General features: G+C 62.8%; 16 protein-coding genes. 11 read left to right on the forward strand and 5 right to left on the reverse strand.

Annotated features, from left to right (window positions below; all coding sequences use genetic code 11):
• Nucleotides 1–64: 64 nt before the first annotated feature.
• The gene (gene fepA, locus GO007_RS01975) at nt 65–2,305 is read right to left on the reverse strand and encodes a siderophore enterobactin receptor FepA (RefSeq protein WP_095094873.1); all 2,241 of its coding nucleotides are present in this window, start codon (nt 2,303–2,305) and stop codon (nt 65–67) included.
• A 238-nt stretch (nt 2,306–2,543) separates the two neighbouring features.
• On the opposite strand from fepA, the gene fes reads away from it, so the two are divergent.
• The 3 genes from fes to entF are packed head-to-tail and all read left to right on the forward strand — an operon-like array spanning nt 2,544 to nt 7,919.
• The gene (gene fes, locus GO007_RS01980) at nt 2,544–3,764 is read left to right on the forward strand and encodes an enterochelin esterase (protein WP_095094876.1); all 1,221 of its coding nucleotides are present in this window, start codon (nt 2,544–2,546) and stop codon (nt 3,762–3,764) included.
• 59 nt (nt 3,765–3,823) lie between these two features.
• Nucleotides 3,824–4,027 carry an MbtH family protein gene (locus GO007_RS01985; RefSeq protein ID WP_095094878.1) on the forward strand — a complete coding sequence of 68 codons (204 nt, stop codon included), beginning with the start codon at nt 3,824–3,826 and terminating at the stop codon, nt 4,025–4,027.
• A gap of 10 nt (nt 4,028–4,037) precedes the next feature.
• Entirely contained in the window at nt 4,038–7,919 is a 3,882-nt protein-coding gene (entF, locus tag GO007_RS01990) for an enterobactin non-ribosomal peptide synthetase EntF (RefSeq protein WP_095094881.1), read from the forward strand.
• Between the two features lie 112 nt (nt 7,920–8,031).
• On the opposite strand, the gene fepC is transcribed toward entF, so the two are convergent.
• Genes fepC through fepD form a run of 3 tightly spaced genes read right to left on the reverse strand, consistent with a single transcriptional unit; the run spans nt 8,032 to nt 10,819 of the window.
• A complete protein-coding gene (fepC, locus tag GO007_RS01995) occupies nt 8,032–8,826 on the reverse strand; it encodes an iron-enterobactin ABC transporter ATP-binding protein (RefSeq protein ID WP_095094883.1) in 795 nt (264 codons plus the stop codon).
• A complete protein-coding gene (gene fepG, locus GO007_RS02000) occupies nt 8,823–9,815 on the reverse strand; it encodes an iron-enterobactin ABC transporter permease (protein ID WP_095094886.1) in 993 nt (330 codons plus the stop codon). The genes fepC and fepG overlap by 4 nt, the downstream gene beginning before the upstream one ends.
• Nucleotides 9,812–10,819, reverse strand: coding sequence for a Fe(3+)-siderophore ABC transporter permease (gene fepD / locus GO007_RS02005; protein ID WP_095094889.1), 1,008 nt, complete (start codon nt 10,817–10,819; stop codon nt 9,812–9,814). The genes fepG and fepD overlap by 4 nt, the downstream gene beginning before the upstream one ends.
• Before the next feature lie 284 nt (nt 10,820–11,103).
• Here fepD and entS point away from each other — a divergent pair, with 284 nt between their 5' ends.
• Nucleotides 11,104–12,345 carry an enterobactin transporter EntS gene (gene entS / locus GO007_RS02010; RefSeq protein WP_095094892.1) on the forward strand — a complete coding sequence of 414 codons (1,242 nt, stop codon included), beginning with the start codon at nt 11,104–11,106 and terminating at the stop codon, nt 12,343–12,345.
• 42 nt (nt 12,346–12,387) lie between these two features.
• Here entS and fepB read toward each other — a convergent pair whose 3' ends face one another.
• Nucleotides 12,388–13,347, reverse strand: a complete 960-nt coding sequence (fepB, locus tag GO007_RS02015) for a Fe2+-enterobactin ABC transporter substrate-binding protein (RefSeq protein ID WP_095094895.1) — start codon at nt 13,345–13,347, stop codon at nt 12,388–12,390.
• Between the two features lie 187 nt (nt 13,348–13,534).
• Here fepB and entC point away from each other — a divergent pair, with 187 nt between their 5' ends.
• From entC to GO007_RS02050, 7 genes are all read left to right on the forward strand, one after another.
• The gene (gene entC, locus GO007_RS02020) at nt 13,535–14,710 is read left to right on the forward strand and encodes an isochorismate synthase EntC (protein ID WP_095094898.1); all 1,176 of its coding nucleotides are present in this window, start codon (nt 13,535–13,537) and stop codon (nt 14,708–14,710) included.
• Between the two features lie 9 nt (nt 14,711–14,719).
• Nucleotides 14,720–16,327 (forward strand): (2,3-dihydroxybenzoyl)adenylate synthase EntE, encoded by a 1,608-nt coding sequence (gene entE, locus GO007_RS02025; RefSeq protein WP_095094901.1) that lies wholly within the window; start codon nt 14,720–14,722, stop codon nt 16,325–16,327.
• A 13-nt stretch (nt 16,328–16,340) separates the two neighbouring features.
• On the forward strand, nt 16,341–17,192 hold the full coding sequence (locus GO007_RS02030) for an isochorismatase (RefSeq protein WP_095094904.1): 852 nt from the start codon (nt 16,341–16,343) through the stop codon (nt 17,190–17,192).
• Complete coding sequence (entA, locus tag GO007_RS02035; protein WP_095094907.1) at nt 17,192–17,947, forward strand: 2,3-dihydro-2,3-dihydroxybenzoate dehydrogenase EntA; 756 nt, start codon at nt 17,192–17,194, stop codon at nt 17,945–17,947. The genes GO007_RS02030 and entA overlap by 1 nt, the downstream gene beginning before the upstream one ends.
• Nucleotides 17,948–18,361 (forward strand): proofreading thioesterase EntH, encoded by a 414-nt coding sequence (gene entH, locus GO007_RS02040; RefSeq protein WP_095094910.1) that lies wholly within the window; start codon nt 17,948–17,950, stop codon nt 18,359–18,361.
• Between the two features lie 256 nt (nt 18,362–18,617).
• On the forward strand, nt 18,618–20,723 hold the full coding sequence (cstA, locus tag GO007_RS02045; RefSeq protein ID WP_095094913.1) for a pyruvate/proton symporter CstA: 2,106 nt from the start codon (nt 18,618–18,620) through the stop codon (nt 20,721–20,723).
• A 62-nt stretch (nt 20,724–20,785) separates the two neighbouring features.
• Nucleotides 20,786–20,983 carry a YbdD/YjiX family protein gene (locus GO007_RS02050; RefSeq protein WP_095097970.1) on the forward strand — a complete coding sequence of 66 codons (198 nt, stop codon included), beginning with the start codon at nt 20,786–20,788 and terminating at the stop codon, nt 20,981–20,983.
• Nucleotides 20,984–21,123 lie beyond the last annotated feature (140 nt).

The following is a 21,123-nucleotide window of genomic DNA, read 5'->3' on the forward strand; positions in this document are numbered from 1 at the left end:
AGGATGTTAACCGATTTCCCGGCCGCCCTCTATGGCTGGAGGGCGGCGGGATTCAGGCGAGCAATCAGAAGTGAGTGTTGACGCCCATATACCAGGTACGGCCCGATTCGTTATAGGTTTCGGCGCCCGCGCCGTACATATAACCGGTGGTACCGCCGGTGGTCTGGGCGTTACCCGCACGCCAGTGGCGCTTGTCGAAGACGTTATCCACGCCGCCGGTCAGGCTGACGTTTTTGGTGACGTCCCAGGTCGCGCTCAGGCCGAGGATGCTGTATGGGCTAACCTCGTTCTTCTCGCTGCCGGTAACCGGTTCGCCCTTGTAGTTATACTTTTTCGGCTCCTGCTTGCCATACCAGGTAAAGGTCGACTGCACGGAAACGTCCTGGTATATCTGCCAGCTGAGGGTCGAGTTGAGCGTATATTCCGGGATAATCGACAGGCGATCGCCGGTCTCTTTGTTCTTACTCTGCAGCATGTAGGTGATGTTGTTGGTCCAGTTAACGGTTTCGCTCACCGGAACGTTTAACGTCCCTTCCAGGCCCTCAACCACCGCTTTCGGCACGTTCTCCCACTGGTAAATATCGGTTTTCACCTTACCGCTTGATGTAGAGGAGAGCGGCGCGTATCCCGCTTCGATTTTGTCGCGGTAATCGTTGCGGAACCAGGTCACCCCGGCCAGCCAGCCGTCTCGTTTAAACTCAAGCCCAATCTCTTTGTTGATGCTGGTCTCTGCCTTCAGGTCATCGTTACCCACCATATAGCAGCCGGTGCCGGTTGCGCTGGCGTAGCAGCCCTGGCCCTTACTGTACAGGATGTAGTTCGGGTTGGTCTGATACAGGCTCGGCGCTTTATAGGCGCGGGCAATACCCATCTTCAGGGTAAAGTCGTCGCCCAGGCCCTGGGACAGGTTCAGCGATGGGCTCCAGTTATTGCCGACGATGCTGTGGTGATCGAAACGCAGCGCCGGCGTCAGCATGGTGGAGTCGGTTAGCTCAACGTTGTCTTCGGCAAACAGCGAGAAGATCTCCGCCTGTGAGTACGGGCTGCGGTTGGTACTGCTTGCGCCCGGAATATCGCCACCCATAAAGGTCTGGGTATTGGAGGCGTTATCCTTCATCCGCTGCTGGTTCCATTCGCTCCCCAGGGTCAGGTTCTGATTGACCCACAGGTCGAACGGAATGCTGATTTCGCTGTGCAGCATCACGTCGGAAAGGTCGGTATCGGAGAACAGGTTGCTGTTGAAGATACCTTCTGTGCCCCCGGCCAGGCCTTCGCCCTTACGCGAGTTGCGGGTGTGCTCGTACTGCGCCCAGTTGCTGGTGGTGATACCATTATCCCAGCCGCCGTTCCAGGTGACGGAGTAGGTCTGACGATAGAGACGGTTGGTCTCTTTACCGTAGTTCTCTTTCACCAGGTCGTTGGTGTTGGTGTTCTGCGTGTCGCCCGCGTAGAGGTTGCCCTGGCGGCTGTAACCTGACTCAAACTCCAGCGACTGCATCGGCGCGAAGTCCCAGCGCACGACGCCGTTGATACTTTTGTTTTTAACCCCTTCACGCCCGGCAGGCATGGTATCGGCGTAGATGCCGGTACGCTCGGACTGATGCCCCTGGTTAATATCCCAGGCATCGGCCTGCGTCTTCTCAAGGTTGCCGAACAGGCGGAAGCTGAAATCGCCGCCCAGCGGACCGTTGAGGCTGAAGTTAGTGCGCTTGGTGGAGCCCTCGTCTTTATGTTCCGGAGCGTTCATGTAGGTATTCCATGAACCGTGCCACTCGTTGCCGCCTTTTTTGGTGATGATATTGACCACGCCGCCCGCCGCGCCGTTGCCGTAGCGCGCCGCAGCAGGGCCGCGAATGACCTCAATGCGTTCGATCATTTCCGGCGGCACCCAACTGGTATCGCCGCGGGTGTCGCGCTCGCCGCGCCAGCCGAGACGAATAGAGTTGCGGCTGGTGACCGGCTTACCGTCAATCAGGATCAGGGTATTTTCCGGGCCCATGCCGCGAATATCAATCTGGCGGTTGTTGCCGCGCTGGCCGCTGGTGGAGTTGCCGGTCAGGTTAACGCCCGGCATAGTGCGGATAATTTCTGAGACATCGCGGGCCGGTGGACGCTTACGAATTTCATCGGCGGTGATGGTGGAGACGCCGGGAGCCTGCAGATTCTGTTCCGCCGCGGTAACGACCATAGTCTCTTCGGCGGCCGCTTTTTTGCTGTCTGTGGTCTCTTCCGCGCACAGCGGGAAGGCAACACCATAAATTCCCAGATTGACCAGCAAGGCCAGGGATTTGATCCTGTTATTCATTTTAAATCCTGCTGTCTGTTGCCGCTTTCCCCAAAGGCCCCTTCCCACCGGGAGAGGAGACGGCATACACCAATGTTGCCAGTAGAGGACAAATGGGTTCCATCTCTGGCATGTTTTTAGAAGTTACTCTTACCAACGCGCGGTAATACGCTATTGCAAATGCAAATAGTTATCAATAATATTATCAATAAAATATTACGTTTATTGATAAATATCACGATAAACATAGGGTTATTGAATGCTCAAGACAGGAAGCGATGACTGGTGGCAGATTCTTACCGGCCCGCAGTCAGAGGCGTCTGGCGATGCATACCGGGTGACGTTCTGGTGGCGGGACCCGGCGGGCAGCGAGGCCACTTCGGCGACGCGGCGGGTGTGGATTTACATCACCGGCGTCACCGACCACCACAAAAATGCCGTCCCGCAAACCCTGCGGCGCGTCCCGGGCACCGATGCCTGGCAATGGCAGACCACGCTCTCGTCGACCTGGCGCGGCAGCTACTGTTTTATCCCCTCCGAACGCGATGACGATTTTGCTCCTGAGATTTTTAACGGCGACAGTCCGGACCGCACGCTGCTGCGCGAGGGCTGGCGACGTCTGCTGCCGCGTGCGGTTGCCGACCCGCTCAACCCGCAAAGCTGGAAGGGCGGGCGCGGCCACGCGGTCTCCGCGCTGGAGCTTCCGCAGGCGCCGGAGCAGCCCGGCTGGGCGCTGCGCGATGAAAATTACGCCCCGCCGGTCTGCATTCAGTGGCGCAGCGCGCGGCTTGGCAACAGCCGTCGGGCGTGGGTTTATGCCACCGGCGAGGGCGCGGCGGAAGAGCGCCCGCTGGCGGTGCTGCTGGACGGCCAGTTCTGGGCCGAGAGCATGCCGGTATGGTCGCCGCTGGCCGGACTCACCCGCGAGGGCCGGCTGCCGGCGGCGGTATATCTGCTGATCGACGTGATTGATAACGCGCACCGCGGCCGCGAGCTGCCCTGCAACCGCGATTTTTGGCTGGCGGTACAGGAGGAGCTGCTGCCGCAGGTGCGTCAAATCGCGGCCTTTAGCGACCGGGCCGAGCGTACCGTCGTGGCCGGGCAAAGCTTTGGCGGCCTGGCGGCAATGTTCGCCGCCCTGAACTGGCCGCAGCGTTTTGGCTGCGTGCTCAGCCAGTCCGGCTCCTACTGGTGGCCGCACCGCGGCGGCACGCAGGATGGCGCGCTGATTGAAGGTCTGAGTTCGGGCGAGCTGCGCGCCGAGGGGCTGCGAGTCTGGCTCGAAGCCGGCGAGCGGGAGCCCCTAATTTTCCGCGCGAATCAGGCGCTTTTATCCCGGCTGCAGCGCCCTGAAGGGACGGTGTTCTGGCGCCAGGTTGACGGCGGACACGATGCGCTGTGCTGGCGCGGCGGGCTGACGGCGGGACTGATTCAGCTGTGGCAATCTACAGAATCCGCCCCTTCGCAACCCAATCATTGATCATGCGCCAGGGCTGCCGACGCGGCCAGCAGGATAGCGAGTATTAACAGGAGTTTGAAATGCAATTCAGTAACCCCTTCGATAATCCGCAAGGGCAGTTTTACATTCTGCGTAACGAGCTGCAGCAGTACAGCCTGTGGCCCGATCACTGCGCGCTGCCGGAGGGCTGGACGGTAGAGTGTCCGCCGCAGTCGCTGGAAGCGTGCAATGCCTGGCTGGCGGCGAACTGGTCAACCCTCACCCCCGCGCACTACGCGTCCTAAGGAGCCGATGATGACCACTCGTTTACCGCTGGTTGCAGCGCAGCCGGGGATCTGGATGGCGGAGCGGCTGTCTACGCTGCCCGGCGCCTGGAGCGTCGCTCACTACGTCGAGCTCAGCGGCAGCCTCGATCCAGCGCTGCTCGGCAGGGCGATCGTTGCCGGTCTGAGCCAGGCCGATACGCTTAGCATGCGCTTTTGCGAAGACAACGGCGAAGCCTGGCAGTGGGTTGATGAGGCCCGGGCCTTCGACGAACCGCAGTACCGCGACCTGCGCGAGGCGGACGATCCGCACGAGGCCGCGCTGGCAATTATGCGGGCCGACCTCGGACAGAATTTGCGCGTCGATAGCGGGAATTCGCTGGTCTGCCACCAGCTGCTGCGCACGGCGGATAATCGCTGGTACTGGTATCAGCGCTATCATCATTTACTCGTAGATGGCTTTAGTTTCCCCGCTATTACCCGCCAGATCGCCGCCATTTACCGCGCCTGGCAGCGCGGCGAGGCGACGCCGGAGTCGCCGTTTACGCCGTTCGCTGAGGTGGTGGAAGAGTATCAGCGCTATTACGGCAGCGACGGCTGGCAGCGGGACAAGCAGTTCTGGCAGGAGCAGCGCAAGGCGCTGCCGGCGCCGGTCTCGCTCTCCGCCGCGCCGCTGGCGGGACGGGCTACGGGCACGGAGATCTGGCGCCTGAAGCTTGACGCTGACGCCGCGACGTTCAGCCGTCTGGCCGCCGGCGCCCCGCAGTGCCAGCGCGCCGACCTGGCTCTGGCGCTTACCGTGCTGTGGCTGGGGCGCCTGTGCGGCCGTATGGACTATGCCGCCGGCTTTATCTTTATGCGCCGCATGGGATCGGCGGCGCTGACCGCGACCGGGCCGGTGCTTAACGTCCTGCCGCTGGCGATAAACATCGATGCCCAGGAAACCCTGGCCGAGCTGGCGCTCCGCCTGGCCGGACAGCTGAAAAAAATGCGTCGCCACCAGCGCTATGATGCGGAACAAATTGTCCGCGATAGCGGCAAGGCCGCGGGCGATGAGCCGCTGTTTGGCCCGGTATTAAATATCAAAGTCTTTGATTACGTTCTCGATATTGACGGCGTGCAGGCGGTGACGCATACCCTGGCGACCGGCCCGGTTAACGATCTTGAGCTGGCGCTGTTCCCGGACGAAGCCGGCGGCCTGTCGCTGGAAGTGCTGGCCAATAAGCAGCGCTACGATGAGGCCACGCTGCGCGCGCACGTTGAGCGCCTCTCCGCGCTGCTGGCCCAGTTTGCCGCCGACCCGGCGCTGCGCTGCGGCGAAGCGAACATGCTGTCAGCGCGGGAAACGCAGCGGCTGGCGGAAATCAATAATACCGGCATCGCGCTGCCCGCCACGACGCTGAGCGCGCTGGTCGCAGAACAGGCGATGAAGACCCCGGATGCGCCCGCGCTGGCGGACGCCAGCTGGCAGTTCAGCTACCGCGAAATGCGCCAGCAGGTTGTGGCGCTCGCCGAGGTGCTGCGCGCGCGCGGGGTTAAGCCCGGCGATAGCGTGGCGGTGGCGCTGCCGCGTTCGGTCTTCCTCACCCTGGCGCTGCACGCCATCGTTGAAGCGGGCGCCGCCTGGCTGCCGCTCGATACCGGCTATCCTGACGATCGCCTGCGCATGATGCTCGAAGATGCGCGCCCGACGCTGCTGCTGACCTCTGACGATCAGCTGGCGCGCTTTAGCGATATCCCCGGGCTTGCCAGCCTGTGCTATCAGCAGCCGCTGGCGGCGGGGGATGACGCGCCGCTGGCGCTCTCAATGCCGGAGCATACCGCCTATATCATCTTTACCTCCGGCTCGACCGGACGCCCGAAAGGGGTGATGGTGGGGCAGACCGCGATCGTCAACCGCCTGCTGTGGATGCAAAATCACTATCCGCTCGGCGCCGATGACGTGGTGGCGCAGAAAACGCCGTGCAGCTTTGACGTCTCGGTATGGGAGTTCTGGTGGCCGTTTATCGCCGGCGCTCGCCTGGTGATGGCGGAACCCGAAGCGCATCGCGACCCGCTGGCGATGCAGCAGTTCTTCGCCCGCTACGGCGTGACCACGACCCACTTTGTGCCGTCGATGCTGGCGGCGTTCGTCGCTTCGCTCGACGCGGAAAACGTCACCGCCTGCCAAACGCTGCGGCGGGTATTCTGCAGCGGCGAAGCGCTGCCGACCGGGCTGTGCCGCGAATGGGAGGCCCTGACCGGCGTGGCGCTGCATAACCTCTACGGTCCGACCGAAGCGGCGGTAGACGTCAGCTGGTACCCGGCCTGCGGCGCGGAGCTGGCGGCGGTGACCGGCAGCAGCGTGCCGATCGGCTGGCCGGTGTGGAACACCGGATTACGTATTCTTGATGCCGCGATGCGCCCGGTACCGCCCGGCGTCGCGGGCGATCTGTACCTTACCGGCATCCAGCTGGCGCAGGGCTATCTCGGACGACCGGACCTGACCGCCGGCCGCTTTATTGCCGACCCGTTTAGCGCCGGCGAGCGCATGTACCGCACCGGGGACGTGGCGCGCTGGCTCGATAACGGGGCGGTGGAGTATCTGGGGCGCAGCGACGATCAGCTGAAAATTCGCGGCCAACGCATTGAGCTGGGCGAAATAGATCGCGTCATGGCGGCGCTGCCGGAGGTGGCTCAGGCGGTCACCCACGCCTGCGTCTTTAATCAGGCGGCGGCGACCGGCGGCGATGCGCGCCAGCTGGTCGGTTACCTGGTGTCTGAATCCGGGCTGCCGCTGGATACCGCGGCGCTGAAAGCGCGTCTCGGCGAGCAGCTGCCGCCGCATATGGTGCCGGTGGTGCTGATCCAGCTGCCGGCGCTGCCGTTGAGCGCTAACGGCAAGCTGGATCGTAAAGCGCTGCCGCTGCCAACGCTGAGCCAGGAGCGTCGCGGCCGGCCGCCGGAGTCAGAGAGCGAGCGTGCGGTTGCCGAGGCGTTCAGCCAGCTGCTGGGCTGCGAAGTGAACGATATTGAAGCGGATTTCTTTGCGCTTGGCGGCCACTCGCTGCTGGCGATGCGCCTGGCGGCGCAGCTGAGCCGCCGGTTTGCGCGTCAGGTGACGCCGGGACAGGTGATGGTCGCCTCGACGGTAGGGCAGCTGAGCGCGCTGCTGGCGTCCGATCTGAGCGACGAGCAGGCGCAGCGCCTGGGCTTTGATACGATTTTACCCCTGCGTAAAAGCGACGGCCCGACGCTGTTCTGCTTCCATCCGGCCTCCGGCTTTGCCTGGCAGTTCAGCGTGCTGGCTCGCTATCTCAATCCGCGCTGGTCAATTACCGGCATTCAATCGCCGCGCCCGGAAGGGCCGATGGTGAGCGCCGCCAGCCTTGATGAAGTCTGCGAATCTCATCTGCAAACTTTACTGGCGCAGCAGCCGCACGGGCCATATTACCTGTTCGGTTATTCCCTCGGCGGCACCCTGGCGCAGGGAATTGCCGCGCGCTTACGCCAGCGTGGCGAAGCGGTAGCGTTCCTCGGGCTGCTGGATACCTGGCCGCCGGAGTCGCAAAACTGGGCGGAAAAAGAGGCCAACGGCCTCGACCCGCAGGTGCTGGCCGAAATTGATCGCGAGCGGGAAGCGTTCCTCGCCGCGCAGCAGGGTCAGCCGTCCGGCGAGCTGTTTAGCGTGATTGAGGGCAACTACGCCGACGCGGTGCGCCTGCTGACCACCGCGCACAGCGCGAAGTTCGACGGCAAGGCGACCCTGTTCGTTGCGGAAAAAACGCGCCAGCCGGGGATGGACCCGCGGGCGGTGTGGGGGCCGTGGATCGGCGAACTGGAGGTCTTCAGCCAGGCGTGCGCGCACGTCGAGATCATCTCTCCGCAGGCCTTTGAGTCGATAGGTCCGGTGGTGCGGGAGATTCTGGGATAGGTAGAGCGTCGCCCGGAGTTATCCGGGCGACCCCGGCGCATAATCCTGTAACCCCGGTAAGCGTAGCGCGACCGGGGTTTTTTTATGCTTTAGCCTGGGAGAAAAGGGGAGGCTAGCGTCGGCCCAGCGGCACCACCAGCGGCGTATGGGCGACCGGATCGTCGATGATCGTGCAGCGCAGGCCGTAAATCCGCTCGATAAGCTCGGCGGTAACGATCTCTTTCGGCGCCCCTTCGGCGATAATTTTGCCGTCGCGCAGGGCGATCAGATGGGTGGCGTAGCGGCAGGCCTGGTTGAGATCGTGCAGCACCGCCGCCAGGGTATAACCCTTCTCGCGATTCAGCTCGCTCAGCAGCTCCAGGAGATCGATCTGATGGCTGATATCCAGCCAGGTCGTCGGCTCATCGAGCAGCATGATGGCGGTTTCCTGCGCCAGCACCATCGCAATCCACGCGCGCTGACGCTGGCCGCCGGAGAGCGTGTCAACGCTCTGCAGCGCAAGGTCGGTGATGCCGGTGGCCCTCATCGCCTGATTGACCGCGTCATCGTCTTCTTTACGCCAGCGGGTGAACATCGGCTGATGCGGATAGCGACCGCGGGCAACCAGCTCCTGGACGGTAATATCGCCCGGGGTGGTGGCGTTTTGCGCCAGCAGGCCGATCCGCCTGGCCACGTCCTTGCTGGCGTAGCGCTGGATCTGCTCACCGTCGAGATAAACATGGCCGCTGGCCGGAGTCATCAGGCGGCTGAGGGTGCGCAGCAGCGTCGATTTGCCGCAGCCGTTGGGGCCGATAATGGCGGTGAAGTGGCCGTCGGGAATGGTCACGTTCAGCGATTCGGCGATGATCTTTTTGCCGTATGCCAGGGTCAACTGGTCGCCGCGCAAACGGGGGGTTACAGCGGTCATTTTTTGCGGGACTCCTGAATTAACAGTGCGATGAGATAGATACCGCCGAGGCTGACGGTGACGACTCCCACCGGTAGCTGATAGGGCATAAACAGACGCTGGGCGCTGTAGTCGGCCAGCGCCAGCAGCAGCGCGCCGCACAGCGCCGACTGGGTCAGACCCCAGCGCGCGGTGCCGCTGAGGCGGCGGGCGATATGCGGAGCTACCAGCGCAATAAAGGAGATCGGACCCGCCAGCGCGGTGGCGGCGGCGGTCAGCACGACCCCCACCAGCATCAGCAGCAGGCGAGAGCGCTCAACCCGCACGCCCAGCGCGCAGGCGGTGTCGTCACCCATTTCCAGCAGGCGCATACGCCGCGCCAGCAGCACGCTGCACGCCAGCATCAGCACAATAAGCGGCGCCGATGGCCAGGTTTTACTCCACGTCAGCCCGTTGAGCGAACCGGCGTTCCATAGCCCGGCGGAAAGCGCGGTTTCCAGCGACGCGCGCAGCAGCAGCCAGGTATTGAACGCCACCAGCATCGCGCGGATACCGATGCCGATAATAATCAGCCGGAAGGTTTCAATCCCGTTACGCCAGGCCAGCAGCCAGACCAGCAGGGCGGTAAGCACGCCGCCGACCATCGCCGCCAGCGCGATAGCCGTCAGGTTCTGGCCAAAGATCACCATCGCCACCAGCACGCCGCTCCACGCGCCGGTGTTGAAGCCCATGACGTCCGGGCTGCCCAGCGGGTTGCGCATCAGCGACTGAAAAATCGCGCCGCTGACGCCCAGCGCCGCGCCGATCAGCAGCGCCATCAGCACCCGCGGCAGCCGCCATTCGGTGACTACCATCGTAATATTACGCGGGGCATCGCCCAGCAGAGCGGAGATAACCTGCTCCACCCGCAGCGGCACCAGGCCGCTGCCGAGCCCCCAAAGGGAAACCAGCACGCTGGCGACGATCAGGATAAAACAGCTGAGCAGCAAACGACGGGAAGGGGCGATCACATTGCACCTCCGCGCGGCTGACGACGCACCAGCCAGATCAGCACCGGCGCGCCGATAAAGGCGCTGACTACCGATACCCGCAGCTCTCCGGGAACCAGCAGGCGGCCAAGAACATCGGCAAACAGCAGCAGCGCCGGGGTTGCCAGCAGGGTGACCGGTAGCGACCAGCGGTGGTCGGCGCCCACCAGCCAGCGCGCCATATGCGGCATCATCAGGCCGATAAAGGCGATTGGGCCGACCACCGCCGTGGCGCTGCCGCAAAGGACGGTTATCGCCAGCAGGCCGATAAACTGCGTGCGCGCCACCCGGCTGCCGAGCGCGGTGGCGGTATCGCTGCCGAGGCTCAGGCTGTTCAGGGCCCGGCTGAGCAGCAGCGTTACGGCGCCGGCGATCAGCACCGGGATCAGGACAATTTTAAGCGTTTGCAGGGTACGGATATCCAGCGAGCCGGCCTGCCAGAACCGCAGCTGGTCGTATACATCGGGGTTAAGCAGCGCAATGCCGTTAGAGAGGCCTTCGAGCACCGCCGCCAGCGCGACGCCGGCCAGCGTCAGGCGCACCGGGCTAAGCTGACCCCCGCCCTGGCTGCCGGTGAAGGCCACCAGCAGCGAGGCGGCAAAGGCGCCGCAAAAGGCCATCAGCAGCTGTTCCTGCGGAGAATGAATGCCGAACAGCGCGGCGCCGAGGACGATCGCGAAGCTGGCGCCGGAGTTGACGCCCAGAATGCCGGGGTCGGCCAGCGGATTGCGGGTGAGGGTCTGCATCAGCGCCCCCGCCAGGCCCAGCGCGACGCCGGCGAGCAGTCCGGCAAGGGTGCGCGGCAGTCGGGCATCGAGCACGATGGTGCAGTCAGCGCTCTGGCAGGTGCCGGTAAAGGCATCCACAACGACGTTGAGTGGCAGAGGTTTGGCGCCGACCAGCAGGCTGAGCGCAATCGCAACGGCTAAAACCAGCAGCAGACCAGGCACGGCAACGGCGCGCACCGTGGTCGTAGAAAACGACATAGTTCACATCCCTGACATGATAATGATAGTAATTATCGTTATCGATTCTATCCAGTTATGTTAGCATGGCGGCCCCTAAGAATGGTATACGCAAATCATTCGGGATGCATCGCGACGGCAGGGCGTGGGCGCCCAGGCGCTGACGCACAGCGCCGCTCGGGCGAAGAGTCAATCCGCCCGCAATGGCCCGAGGTGCAGCGAGGCGGGGTCGTTCGGTCGCCGCCGGCGCATCTGCAGCCCGACGTATGACGAGTATTGATGGAAAATAATAACAAGGTGTTGTAATGAACCGACAATCCCGGCTGCTGGACCTGAGCCTGCTGAAAACGCATCCGGCGTTTCGCGCCGTCTTTATCGCCCGCTTTATCTCTATCCTCTCGCTTGGCCTGCTGGGCGTTGCGATCCCGGTACAAATCCAGATGATGACCCACTCCACCCTGCAGGTGGGACTCTCGGTCACTCTGACCGGCGGCTCGATGTTTATCGGCCTGATGGTGGGGGGCGTGCTGGCGGATCGCTACGAGCGTAAGCGCCTGATCCTGCTGGCGCGCGGTACCTGCGGGATCGGTTTTGTCGGCCTGTGCCTGAACGCGCTGCTGCCCGAGCCTTCGCTGATCGCCATCTACCTGCTGGGCATCTGGGACGGCTTCTTTGCCTCGCTGGGCGTGACGGCGCTGCTGGCGGCAACGCCCGCGCTGGTCGGGCGGGAAAATCTGATGCAGGCCGGGGCGATTACCATGCTGACGGTGCGCCTGGGCTCGGTGATTTCGCCGATGATCGGCGGCCTGCTGCTGGCGACCGGCGGCGTGGCCTGGAACTACGGCCTGGCGGCGGCCGGAACCTTTATCACCACCTTGACCCTGCTGCGCTTACCGCAGCTACCTCCGCCGCCGCAGCCGCGCGAGCATCCGCTGAAGTCGCTGCTGGCGGGGCTTAAGTTCCTCTTTAATAGCCCGCTGATTGGCGGTATCGCGCTGCTTGGCGGCCTGCTGACGATGGCGAGCGCGGTGCGCGTGCTCTATCCGGCGCTGGCCGAAGGCTGGCGGATGTCGGCCTCGCAAATCGGCCTGCTGTACGCGGCGATCCCGCTGGGCGCAGCGCTCGGGGCGCTAACCAGCGGCCAGCTGGCGCAAACCGCCAGGCCTGGCGCGCTGATGCTGGGCACCACCGTCGGCTCCTTTGTCGCCATCGCGCTGTTTAGCCTGATGCCGCTGTGGCAGCTGGGCGCGCTGTGCCTGGCGCTGTTTGGCTGGCTGAGCGCCATCAGTTCGCTGCTGCAGTACACCCTGATTCAAACCCAGACGCCGGAGGCGATGCTTGGGCGCATTAACGGCCTGTGGACCGCGCAGAACGTCACCGGCGATGCCGTTGGCGCCGCGCTGCTGGGCGGCCTCGGCGTGATGATGACCCCGGTCGCTTCGGCAAGCGCCAGCGGCTGGGTGCTGGTTATCGTTGGTGCGATTTTGATTGGGCTGCTGAGTGAATTACGCCGCTTTCAGCGTCCGGAGACGGTGAGCGAAAGTTGAGCCTGCTTCCCGGCCAGGCGTTGCGCCGGCCGGGAACAGGGTTTAGCCGAAGAAGGTTGCGAGACGCTGCAGCACCAGCATGGCGCTGTAGTAGTCGAGACGGAACGTTTCGATGCCCAGCGGATAGACGCGTTTGGCTTCGACCGCAGGCAGGTGGGCCAGCAGCGGATTAGCGTAAATCGCCTTAACGTCCTTCTCGTCTCCGGCGAACAGGAACAGGCTTTGACCATTGAGTCCGGCGGCTAAATTCTCCCCGCCAAGCTGGACGATATCGTGACGTTTACCCTGACTCTGGCTGGCATGCAGCCCGGCGGGCAGGGTGGCCAGCGTAAAGCCCAGCTGTTCGAGCATCTGGCCCTGAGCCGACTCCGGCGTCCACAGATTGGCGCTATGGGCCGCGGCGGTATAAACCAGCGCGCTAACCGGCTGCGGCGGCAGCTTCATCTGCTGCTTCAGCGCCGCCAGCTGTTTATCAAACTCAGCAATGCGCACCGAAGCCTGTTGTTCCTGACCGGTAATCTGCCCGAGCTGGGTGAGCAGCGCCTGCCAGCTTTTGTCGTCGTAGTTGATGATAAGCGTTGGCGCAATAGTAGAAAGCTGATCGTACAGCGCCAGCGCGGAATCGCCCCCGGTGGCGCTAATCAGGATCAGGTCCGGCATCTGTGCGGCGACGGCTTCAGCGCTCGGCTCGCCGATATAGAGTCGCGCCAGCTTACGATCCCGGGCGACTGTGCTCCACTGACGCAGAAATCCCTGAGCATCGGCCACGCGGTTATTCGGCGTGGTGGCCCCGCTGGCTACCACCGGGGCATCAATCGCCAGCAGCGAGCCGGTGAGGGTGACGCTGGTGGAAACAATGCGCAGCGGCTTGTGTTCGAGGGTGTGCGCGCCGCGGCTGTCGGTAATCTGACGCGGCCAGTCGGCGGCGAGCGCTGAGGTAATTCCTAAATACGCCAGCCCGCAGGCCAGCAGAGTACGGCGGCACAAAGTGGAGAAATTCACGAATTTGCATCCTGATTGAGTTGAGATAAATGCGTCTCATTTTCAGCTTTGTGCCGCATGGATGCAAGCCAAAGTAGCACAACATGCTGTTTATACGGTTGACATGTAGAGCAATACCTTTTAGGTTAGCCAACCAAAATATAAATGATAATTATTCGTAATATCTTTATCGTTTTTGGAGGATGATATGGAAACGTCACTGGCCGAGGATGTACGGGAACAAAAAATGACTCTGGCACCAGAAAGCTTCTTCTTTATGTCGCCGTACCGCAGTTTTAGCACTTCAGGCTGTTTCAGGCGCTTCTCCCATTCCGCCGCCGACGGCGATGCGCTGACCGGTGAATTCCAGCAACAAATGGCCGCCGCGTTCCGGGAGGCGAAAGCCGCCGGGATCCACAAGCCGGTGATGGTCGGTGCGATCCCCTTTGATACCCGCCAGCCGTCCGAACTGTTTATTCCCGAGCGCTGGGAAACCTTCTCCCGCACCGGCAAGCAGCAGTCTGCGCGCTACGCGTCAGGCCAGGCGGCGATGGACGTCGTGGCCCGGCAGGAGATCCCCGAGCAGGACGCATTTATGGCAATGGTCGAGCGCGCCGCCGAGCTGACCGCTACGCCGGAAGTCGATAAGGTCGTACTGTCGCGCCTGATTGATATCACCACCCGCGATCGCGTGGACAGCGGTGCGCTGCTGGAGCGCCTGATTGCGCAAAACCCCGCCAGCTTTAACTTCCATGTGCCGCTCTCGGACGGCGGCGTTTTACTCGGCGCCAGCCCGGAGCTGCTGCTGCGTAAAGAGGGCGATAGCTTTAGCTCCCTGCCGCTGGCGGGATCGGCCCGGCGCCAGCCGGACGATGTGCTGGATCGCGAAGCGGGCAATAAGCTGCTGGCTTCCGGCAAAGATCGCCACGAGCACGAGCTGGTGACCCAGGCGATGAAAGCGGTGCTCGCGCCGCGCTGCCGCGAGCTGTCGCTGCCGGACTCTCCGCAACTGATCACCACCCCAACTTTATGGCATCTGGCGACGCCAATCGCAGGGACCGCCGCGGCCGGGGAAAACGCCATGTCTCTGGCGTGCCTGCTGCATCCGACGCCGGCCCTCAGCGGTTTCCCGCACCAGGCCGCCACGCGCCTGATCCGCGAACTGGAACCATTCGATCGCCAGCTGTTCGGCGGCATCGTCGGCTGGTGTGATGATGAAGGCAACGGTGAGTGGGTTGTGACCATTCGCTGCGCCCGCCTGCATCAGCACACGCTGCGCCTGTTTGCCGGCGCAGGGATCGTTCCGGCCTCCTCTCCGCTGGGGGAGTGGCGCGAAACCGGCGTCAAACTGACCACTATGCTGAACGTGTTCGGCTTGTATTAAGAGGCGATGATGATTGCATTTAACCGCTGGCCGGAAAGTTTTGCCGCCCGCTACCGTGAAAAAGGCTACTGGCAGGATCTGCCGTTAACTCAGCTGATTACCCGTCACGCGGCGAGCGATGCCGTGGCGATTATCGACGGCGAAGTCCAGTACAGCTATCGCCAGTTCAACCAGCTGGTGGATAATCTCGCCTGCTCCCTGCAGGGCATGGGGCTCAAACGCGGTGAAACCGCGCTGGTGCAGCTGGGCAACGTCGCCGAATTCTATATCACCTTCTTTGCGCTGCTGCGCATCGGCGTGGCGCCGGTCAACGCGCTGTTCAGCCATCAGCGCAGCGAGCTCAACGCCTACGCCACGCAAATTGAACCCGTGCTGCTGATTGCCGATCGCCAGCATGCGCTGTTTGCCGACGATAGCTTCCTTAACGGATTTATCGAACAGCATCCGTCGGTGCGGGTGGCGCTGCTGCGCGGCGATAGCGGTGAGTATGACCTGGCCGCGGCGATCGCCCAGCCGGCCGCAGGCTTCATCCCTAACCCGACGCCTGCCGATGAGGTGGCTTTTTTCCAGCTCTCCGGCGGCAGCACCGGTACGCCAAAGCTGATCCCGCGTACCCACAACGATTACGAATACAGCATTCGCCGCAGTAATGAAATTTGCGCTATCAGCGCCGATACGCGCTATCTCAACGCGCTGCCCGCGGCGCATAACTATGCGATGAGCTCGCCGGGATCGCTGGGGGTGTTTCTTGCCGGAGGACGGGTGATCCTTGCCGCCGATCCGAGCGCCACGCTGTGCTTCCCGCTGATTGAAAAGCATCAGATTAACGTTGCCTCGCTGGTGCCGCCGGCGGTCAGCCTGTGGCTGCAGGCGATCCACGAATGGGGCAGCAATGCGCAGCTGCAGTCGCTGCAGCTGCTGCAGGTTGGCGGAGCGCGCCTGTCCGCGACGCTCGCCGCGCGCATTCCGGCCGAGATTGGCTGCCAGCTGCAGCAGGTTTTCGGCATGGCGGAAGGGCTGGTGAACTATACCCGCCTCAACGATAGCCAGCAGCGCATTATCAATACCCAGGGCTGCCCGATGAGCCCCGACGACGAAGTGTGGGTCGCGGATGCCGAAGGCAACCCGCTGCCGCGCGGCGAAGTCGGCCGCCTGATGACCCGCGGGCCCTACACCTTCCGCGGCTACTATAAAAGCCCGCAGCATAATCTGGAGGCGTTTGACGCCGACGGGTTCTACTGCTCAGGCGATCTGATCTCGATCGACGAAGACGGCTATATCACCGTGCAGGGGCGTGAGAAAGATCAGATCAACCGCGGCGGGGAGAAGATCGCTGCGGAAGAGATTGAAAACCTGCTGCTGCGCCACCCGGCGACGATCCATGCCGCGCTGGTGAGCATGGAGGATAGCCTGCTGGGCGAGAAAAGCTGTGCGTATCTGGTAGTCAAAGAGCCGCTGCGCGCGGTCGCGGTACGCCGGTTCCTGCGCGAGCAGGGCGTAGCTGAATTTAAGCTGCCGGATCGCGTGGAGTGCGTGGACGCGCTGCCGCTGACGCCGGTGGGCAAAGTCGATAAAAAACAATTACGTCAGTGGCTGGCTGAACGCAAGCTGGGCTGAAGGAGAAGACAGAATGGCCATTCCTCAATTACAGGCTTACGCGCTGCCGGAAGCCAGCGATATCCCGGCGAACAAAGTAAGCTGGGCCTTTGAGCCGTCCCGCGCCGCGCTGCTTATCCACGATATGCAGGAGTATTTCCTCAACTTCTGGGGTGAAGATAGCGCGATGATGGCGAAAGTGGTCGCCAACATTGCCGCGCTGCGCGATTTCTGCAAGCAGCACAATATTCCGGTGTTTTACACCGCGCAGCCGAAAGAGCAGAGCGAGGAAGATCGTGCCCTGCTGAACGATATGTGGGGGCCGGGCCTGACCCGCTCGCCGGAGCAGCAGCGGGTGATTGCCGCCCTGGCGCCGGACGAAAACGACACCGTGCTGGTGAAGTGGCGCTATAGCGCGTTCCACCGTTCGCCGCTGGAAGAGATGCTGAAAGAGAGCGGACGTGACCAGCTGATCGTCACCGGCGTGTATGCCCATATCGGCTGCATGACGACCGCTACCGATGCGTTTATGCGCGACATCAAGCCGTTCTTCGTTGCCGATGCGCTGGCGGACTTTAGCCGCGAAGATCATCTGATGGCGCTGAAATACGTCGCCGGACGCTGCGGTCGGGTGGTCATGACCGAAGAGCTGCTGCCGCTGCCGGCGTCAAAGGCGGCGCTGCGCGCGCTGATACTGCCGCTGCTCGATGAGTCAGACGAGCCGATGGATGATGAAAATCTGATCGACTACGGCCTGGATTCGGTGCGCATGATGGCGCTGGCCGCGCGCTGGCGCAAAGTGCACGGCGATATCGACTTCGTCATGCTGGCTAAAAATCCCTCTGTTGACGCCTGGTGGGCGCTGCTGTCCCGCGAGGTGAAATAATGGCCGCTCTCGATTTTCAGGGCCAGACCGTATGGGTTACCGGAGCGGGTAAGGGCATCGGCTATGCCACCGCGCTGGCCTTCGTCGAGGCCGGCGCGCAGGTAACCGGTTTTGACCTCGCGTTCGCGGGCGAAAGCTATCCGTTCGCCACCGAGACGTTGGACGTGGCCGACGCACCGCAGGTGGCTGAGGTGTGTGGGCGCCTGCTGAACGGCATTGAGCGTCTCGACGTGCTGGTTAATGCGGCCGGTATTTTACGCATGGGCGCGACCGATGCGCTGAGCGTTGAAGAGTGGCAGCAGACCTTCGCCGTTAACGTTGGCGGCGCGTTTAACCTGTTCCAGCAGACGATGCCCCAGTTCCGCCGCCAGCGGGGCGGGGCGATTGTCACCGTGGCGTCCGACGCCGCGCATACGCCGCGGATCGGGATGAGCGCCTACGGCGCGTCGAAGGCGGCGCTGAAGAGCCTGGCGCTGACCGTCGGACTTGAGCTGGCGGGCAGCGGGGTGCGCTGTAACCTGGTCTCGCCGGGTTCGACCGACACCGATATGCAGCGCACGCTGTGGGTTAGCGATAACGCCGAGCAGCAGCGCATTCGCGGTTTTGGCGAGCAGTTCAAGCTCGGCATTCCGCTGGGTAAGATCGCCCGGCCGCAGGAGATTGCCAGCACCATTTTGTTCCTCGCCTCCCATCACGCCAGCCATATCACGCTGCAGGATATCGTGGTCGACGGCGGCTCGACGCTGGGGGCATAAATGGCCTGGAAACGTCAGCTGACGCTGGACGAGCTTAACGCCACCAGCGCGAATACGATGGTGGCCCATCTGGGCATTGTCTATACCCGGCTGGAAGAGGGAGTGCTGGAGGCCGAAATGCCGGTCGATGCCCGCACCCATCAGCCCTTTGGCCTGCTGCACGGCGGCGCGTCGGCGGCGCTGGCGGAGACGCTGGGTTCGATGGCCGGCTGGCTGATGACCGAAGAGGGCCAGTGCGTGGTCGGGACCGAACTGAACGCCACCCACCATCGGGCGGTCTCCAGCGGTAAAGTCCGCGGCGAGTGCCGTCCTCTGCACCTGGGCCGCCAGGGGCAAAGCTGGGAAATTGCCATCTTCGACGCCCGCGGACGGCGCTGCTGCACCTGCCGCCTGGGCACCTCGGTACTCGGCTAAGTCGCCGCTTTCCCCGGCTCGCGCTGCGCCCGTCCGGGCTACGGTCTCATTTCTGTAGCCTGAACAGGCACCGCGCGAACGCCTTTATGACGCCACGGTTTTCATCCATTTTCCTGCCAGAAGTGATCTCGCTAGCAATGTGAGATAAATCCCTGCCCCTGGGCGACATCTACACGGTTCCGAAGTTGTTAAAATCTGCGTTGTGTTCTAGAAACAAAATGTAACAGATTGATTACCCTACCCGTGGAACCCGATAATGAATAATTCAGGGAAATACCTCATCTGGACACTGCTCTCCGTCATTGGAGCCTTTGCCCTCGGCTACATAGCTTTAAACCGCGGTGAACAGATTAATGCGCTATGGATTGTCGTGGCGGCAGTCTGCATCTATCTGATTGCCTATCGCTTCTATGGCCTCTATATCGCCAAAAACGTGCTGGCGGTTGACCCGACGCGGATGACGCCCGCGGTGCGGCACAACGACGGCCTCGACTACGTTCCGACCGATAAAAAAGTGCTGTTCGGTCACCATTTTGCGGCAATTGCCGGCGCCGGACCGCTGGTCGGGCCGGTGCTGGCGGCGCAGATGGGCTACCTGCCGGGGATGATCTGGCTCCTCGCCGGCGTGGTGCTGGCCGGCGCCGTGCAGGACTTTATGGTGCTGTTTGTCTCGACCCGCCGCGACGGGCGCTCGCTCGGTGAGCTGGTGAAAGAGGAGATGGGGCCGACCGCCGGGGTGCTGGCGCTGGTGGCCTGCTTTATGATCATGGTGATCATCCTCGCGGTGCTGGCGATGATCGTGGTTAAAGCGCTGACCCACAGCCCGTGGGGAACCTACACCGTCGCCTTCACCATCCCGCTGGCGGTCTTTATGGGGATCTACATTCGCTATCTGCGTCCTGGGCGCATTGGCGAAGTGTCGGTGATTGGCCTGGTGATGCTGGTGTTTGCCATCGTTTCCGGCGGATGGGTTGCGGAAAGCCCGACCTGGGCGCCGTGGTTTGACTACACCGGCGTACAGCTGACCTGGATTCTGGTGGGCTACGGCTTTATCGCCTCGGTGCTGCCGGTCTGGCTGCTGCTGGCCCCGCGCGACTACCTCTCGACCTTCCTGAAAATCGGCACCATCGTCGGGCTGGCGATTGGTATTCTGATCATGCGCCCGACGCTAACCATGCCGGCGCTGACCAAATTTATTGATGGCACCGGCCCGGTGTGGAGCGGCAGCATGTTCCCGTTCCTGTTTATCACCATCGCCTGCGGCGCCGTTTCGGGCTTCCACGCGCTGATCGCCTCCGGCACCACGCCGAAAATGCTGGCCAACGAAGGACAGGCCTGCTTTATCGGCTATGGCGGCATGCTGATGGAATCATTCGTCGCCATTATGGCGCTGGTGGCGGCCTGCGTTATCGACCCCGGCGTCTACTTTGCGATGAACAGCCCGATGGCGGTGCTGGCGCCTGCCGGAACCACCGACGTGGTGGCGTCCGCCGCGCAGGTGGTCAGCAGCTGGGGCTTTAGCATCACCCCGGATACGCTGCGCCAGATAGCCAGCGAGGTCGGCGAACAGTCGATTATCTCCCGCGCCGGCGGCGCGCCGACGCTGGCGGTCGGGATGGCCTACATCCTGCACGGTTCGCTTGGCGGCCTGATGGACGTCGCTTTCTGGTACCACTTCGCCATTCTGTTTGAAGCGCTGTTTATTCTGACGGCGGTGGATGCCGGCACCCGCGCGGCGCGCTTTATGCTGCAGGATCTGCTCGGCGTGATAAGCCCGGGGCTGAAGAAAACCAGCTCGCTGCCGGCGAACCTGCTGGCGACGGCGCTGTGCGTACTGGCCTGGGGCTACTTCCTGCACCAGGGGGTGGTGGACCCGCTCGGCGGGATTAACACTCTGTGGCCGCTGTTCGGCATCGCCAACCAGATGCTGGCAGGGATGGCGCTGATGCTCTGTGCGGTGGTACTGTTTAAAATGAAACGTCAGCGCTATGCATGGGTCGCGCTGCTGCCCACGTCGTGGCTGCTGATTTGTACCCTGACCGCCGGTTGGCAGAAGTCGTTCAGCCCGGATACCAAAGTCGGCTTCCTGGCCATCGCCAATAAGTTCCAGGCGATGATCGACAGCGGCGCCATCCCGCCGCAGTACACCGAATCCCAGCTGGCGCAGCTGGTCTTTAACAACCGTCTGGATGCCGGTCTGACCATCTTCTTTATGGTGGTGGTGGTAGTGCTGGCGCTGTTCTCAATCAAAACCGCGCTGGCGGCGCTGAAAGAGGACCAGCCAACGGCCAAAGAGACGCCGTACGAAGCGATGCCCGCCGATGCCGAGCGCCTGGTCACTCAGGCGAAACGCGCGCATTAGCGAGCCGCTTTTTGTTAGCCAAATCCTCTCCCGTAAGGGAGAGGATGATGTGAGAGATGAAAATGTTCGATAGCCTTTCGAAAGCGGGAAAATACCTAGGCCAGGCGGCAAAAATGATGATTGGCGTGCCTGATTACGATAACTACGTCGAGCATATTCGCCAGACTCACCCTGAGCAGACGCCGATGACCTACGAAGAGTTCTTCCGCGAGCGCCAGGACGCGCGCTACGGCGGCAAGGGCGGCGCTAAGTGCTGCTAGGCCGCTCCCTCAGGCGTTAAACCCGCCACCTACGTCCAGACCGGCGCCGGAAATCTTCCCGGCGGCCGGGCTTGCCAGAAAGATCGCCGCCGTGGCCATGAGGTCCTGCCAGCAATAAGCTGGCCGCTGGCTCTTCTCGC

Source organism: Klebsiella sp. 10-1 (genome assembly GCF_009758445.1).
In the GTDB taxonomy this organism is placed as follows: Bacteria; Pseudomonadota; Gammaproteobacteria; order Enterobacterales; family Enterobacteriaceae; genus Klebsiella; species Klebsiella scottii.

Coding starts and splice junctions, on each gene's coding strand:
- fepA (WP_095094873.1), bottom strand. CDS start 2,305: ATGAATAACAGGATCAAATCCCTGGCCTTGCTGGTCAATCTGGGAATT.
- fes (WP_095094876.1), top strand. CDS start 2,544: ATGCTCAAGACAGGAAGCGATGACTGGTGGCAGATTCTTACCGGCCCG.
- GO007_RS01985 (WP_095094878.1), top strand. CDS start 3,824: ATGCAATTCAGTAACCCCTTCGATAATCCGCAAGGGCAGTTTTACATT.
- entF (WP_095094881.1), top strand. CDS start 4,038: ATGACCACTCGTTTACCGCTGGTTGCAGCGCAGCCGGGGATCTGGATG.
- fepC (WP_095094883.1), bottom strand. CDS start 8,826: ATGACCGCTGTAACCCCCCGTTTGCGCGGCGACCAGTTGACCCTGGCA.
- fepD (WP_095094889.1), bottom strand. CDS start 10,819: ATGTCGTTTTCTACGACCACGGTGCGCGCCGTTGCCGTGCCTGGTCTG.
- entS (WP_095094892.1), top strand. CDS start 11,104: ATGAACCGACAATCCCGGCTGCTGGACCTGAGCCTGCTGAAAACGCAT.
- entC (WP_095094898.1), top strand. CDS start 13,535: ATGGAAACGTCACTGGCCGAGGATGTACGGGAACAAAAAATGACTCTG.
- entE (WP_095094901.1), top strand. CDS start 14,720: ATGATTGCATTTAACCGCTGGCCGGAAAGTTTTGCCGCCCGCTACCGT.
- GO007_RS02030 (WP_095094904.1), top strand. CDS start 16,341: ATGGCCATTCCTCAATTACAGGCTTACGCGCTGCCGGAAGCCAGCGAT.
- entA (WP_095094907.1), top strand. CDS start 17,192: ATGGCCGCTCTCGATTTTCAGGGCCAGACCGTATGGGTTACCGGAGCG.
- entH (WP_095094910.1), top strand. CDS start 17,948: ATGGCCTGGAAACGTCAGCTGACGCTGGACGAGCTTAACGCCACCAGC.
- cstA (WP_095094913.1), top strand. CDS start 18,618: ATGAATAATTCAGGGAAATACCTCATCTGGACACTGCTCTCCGTCATT.
- GO007_RS02050 (WP_095097970.1), top strand. CDS start 20,786: ATGTTCGATAGCCTTTCGAAAGCGGGAAAATACCTAGGCCAGGCGGCA.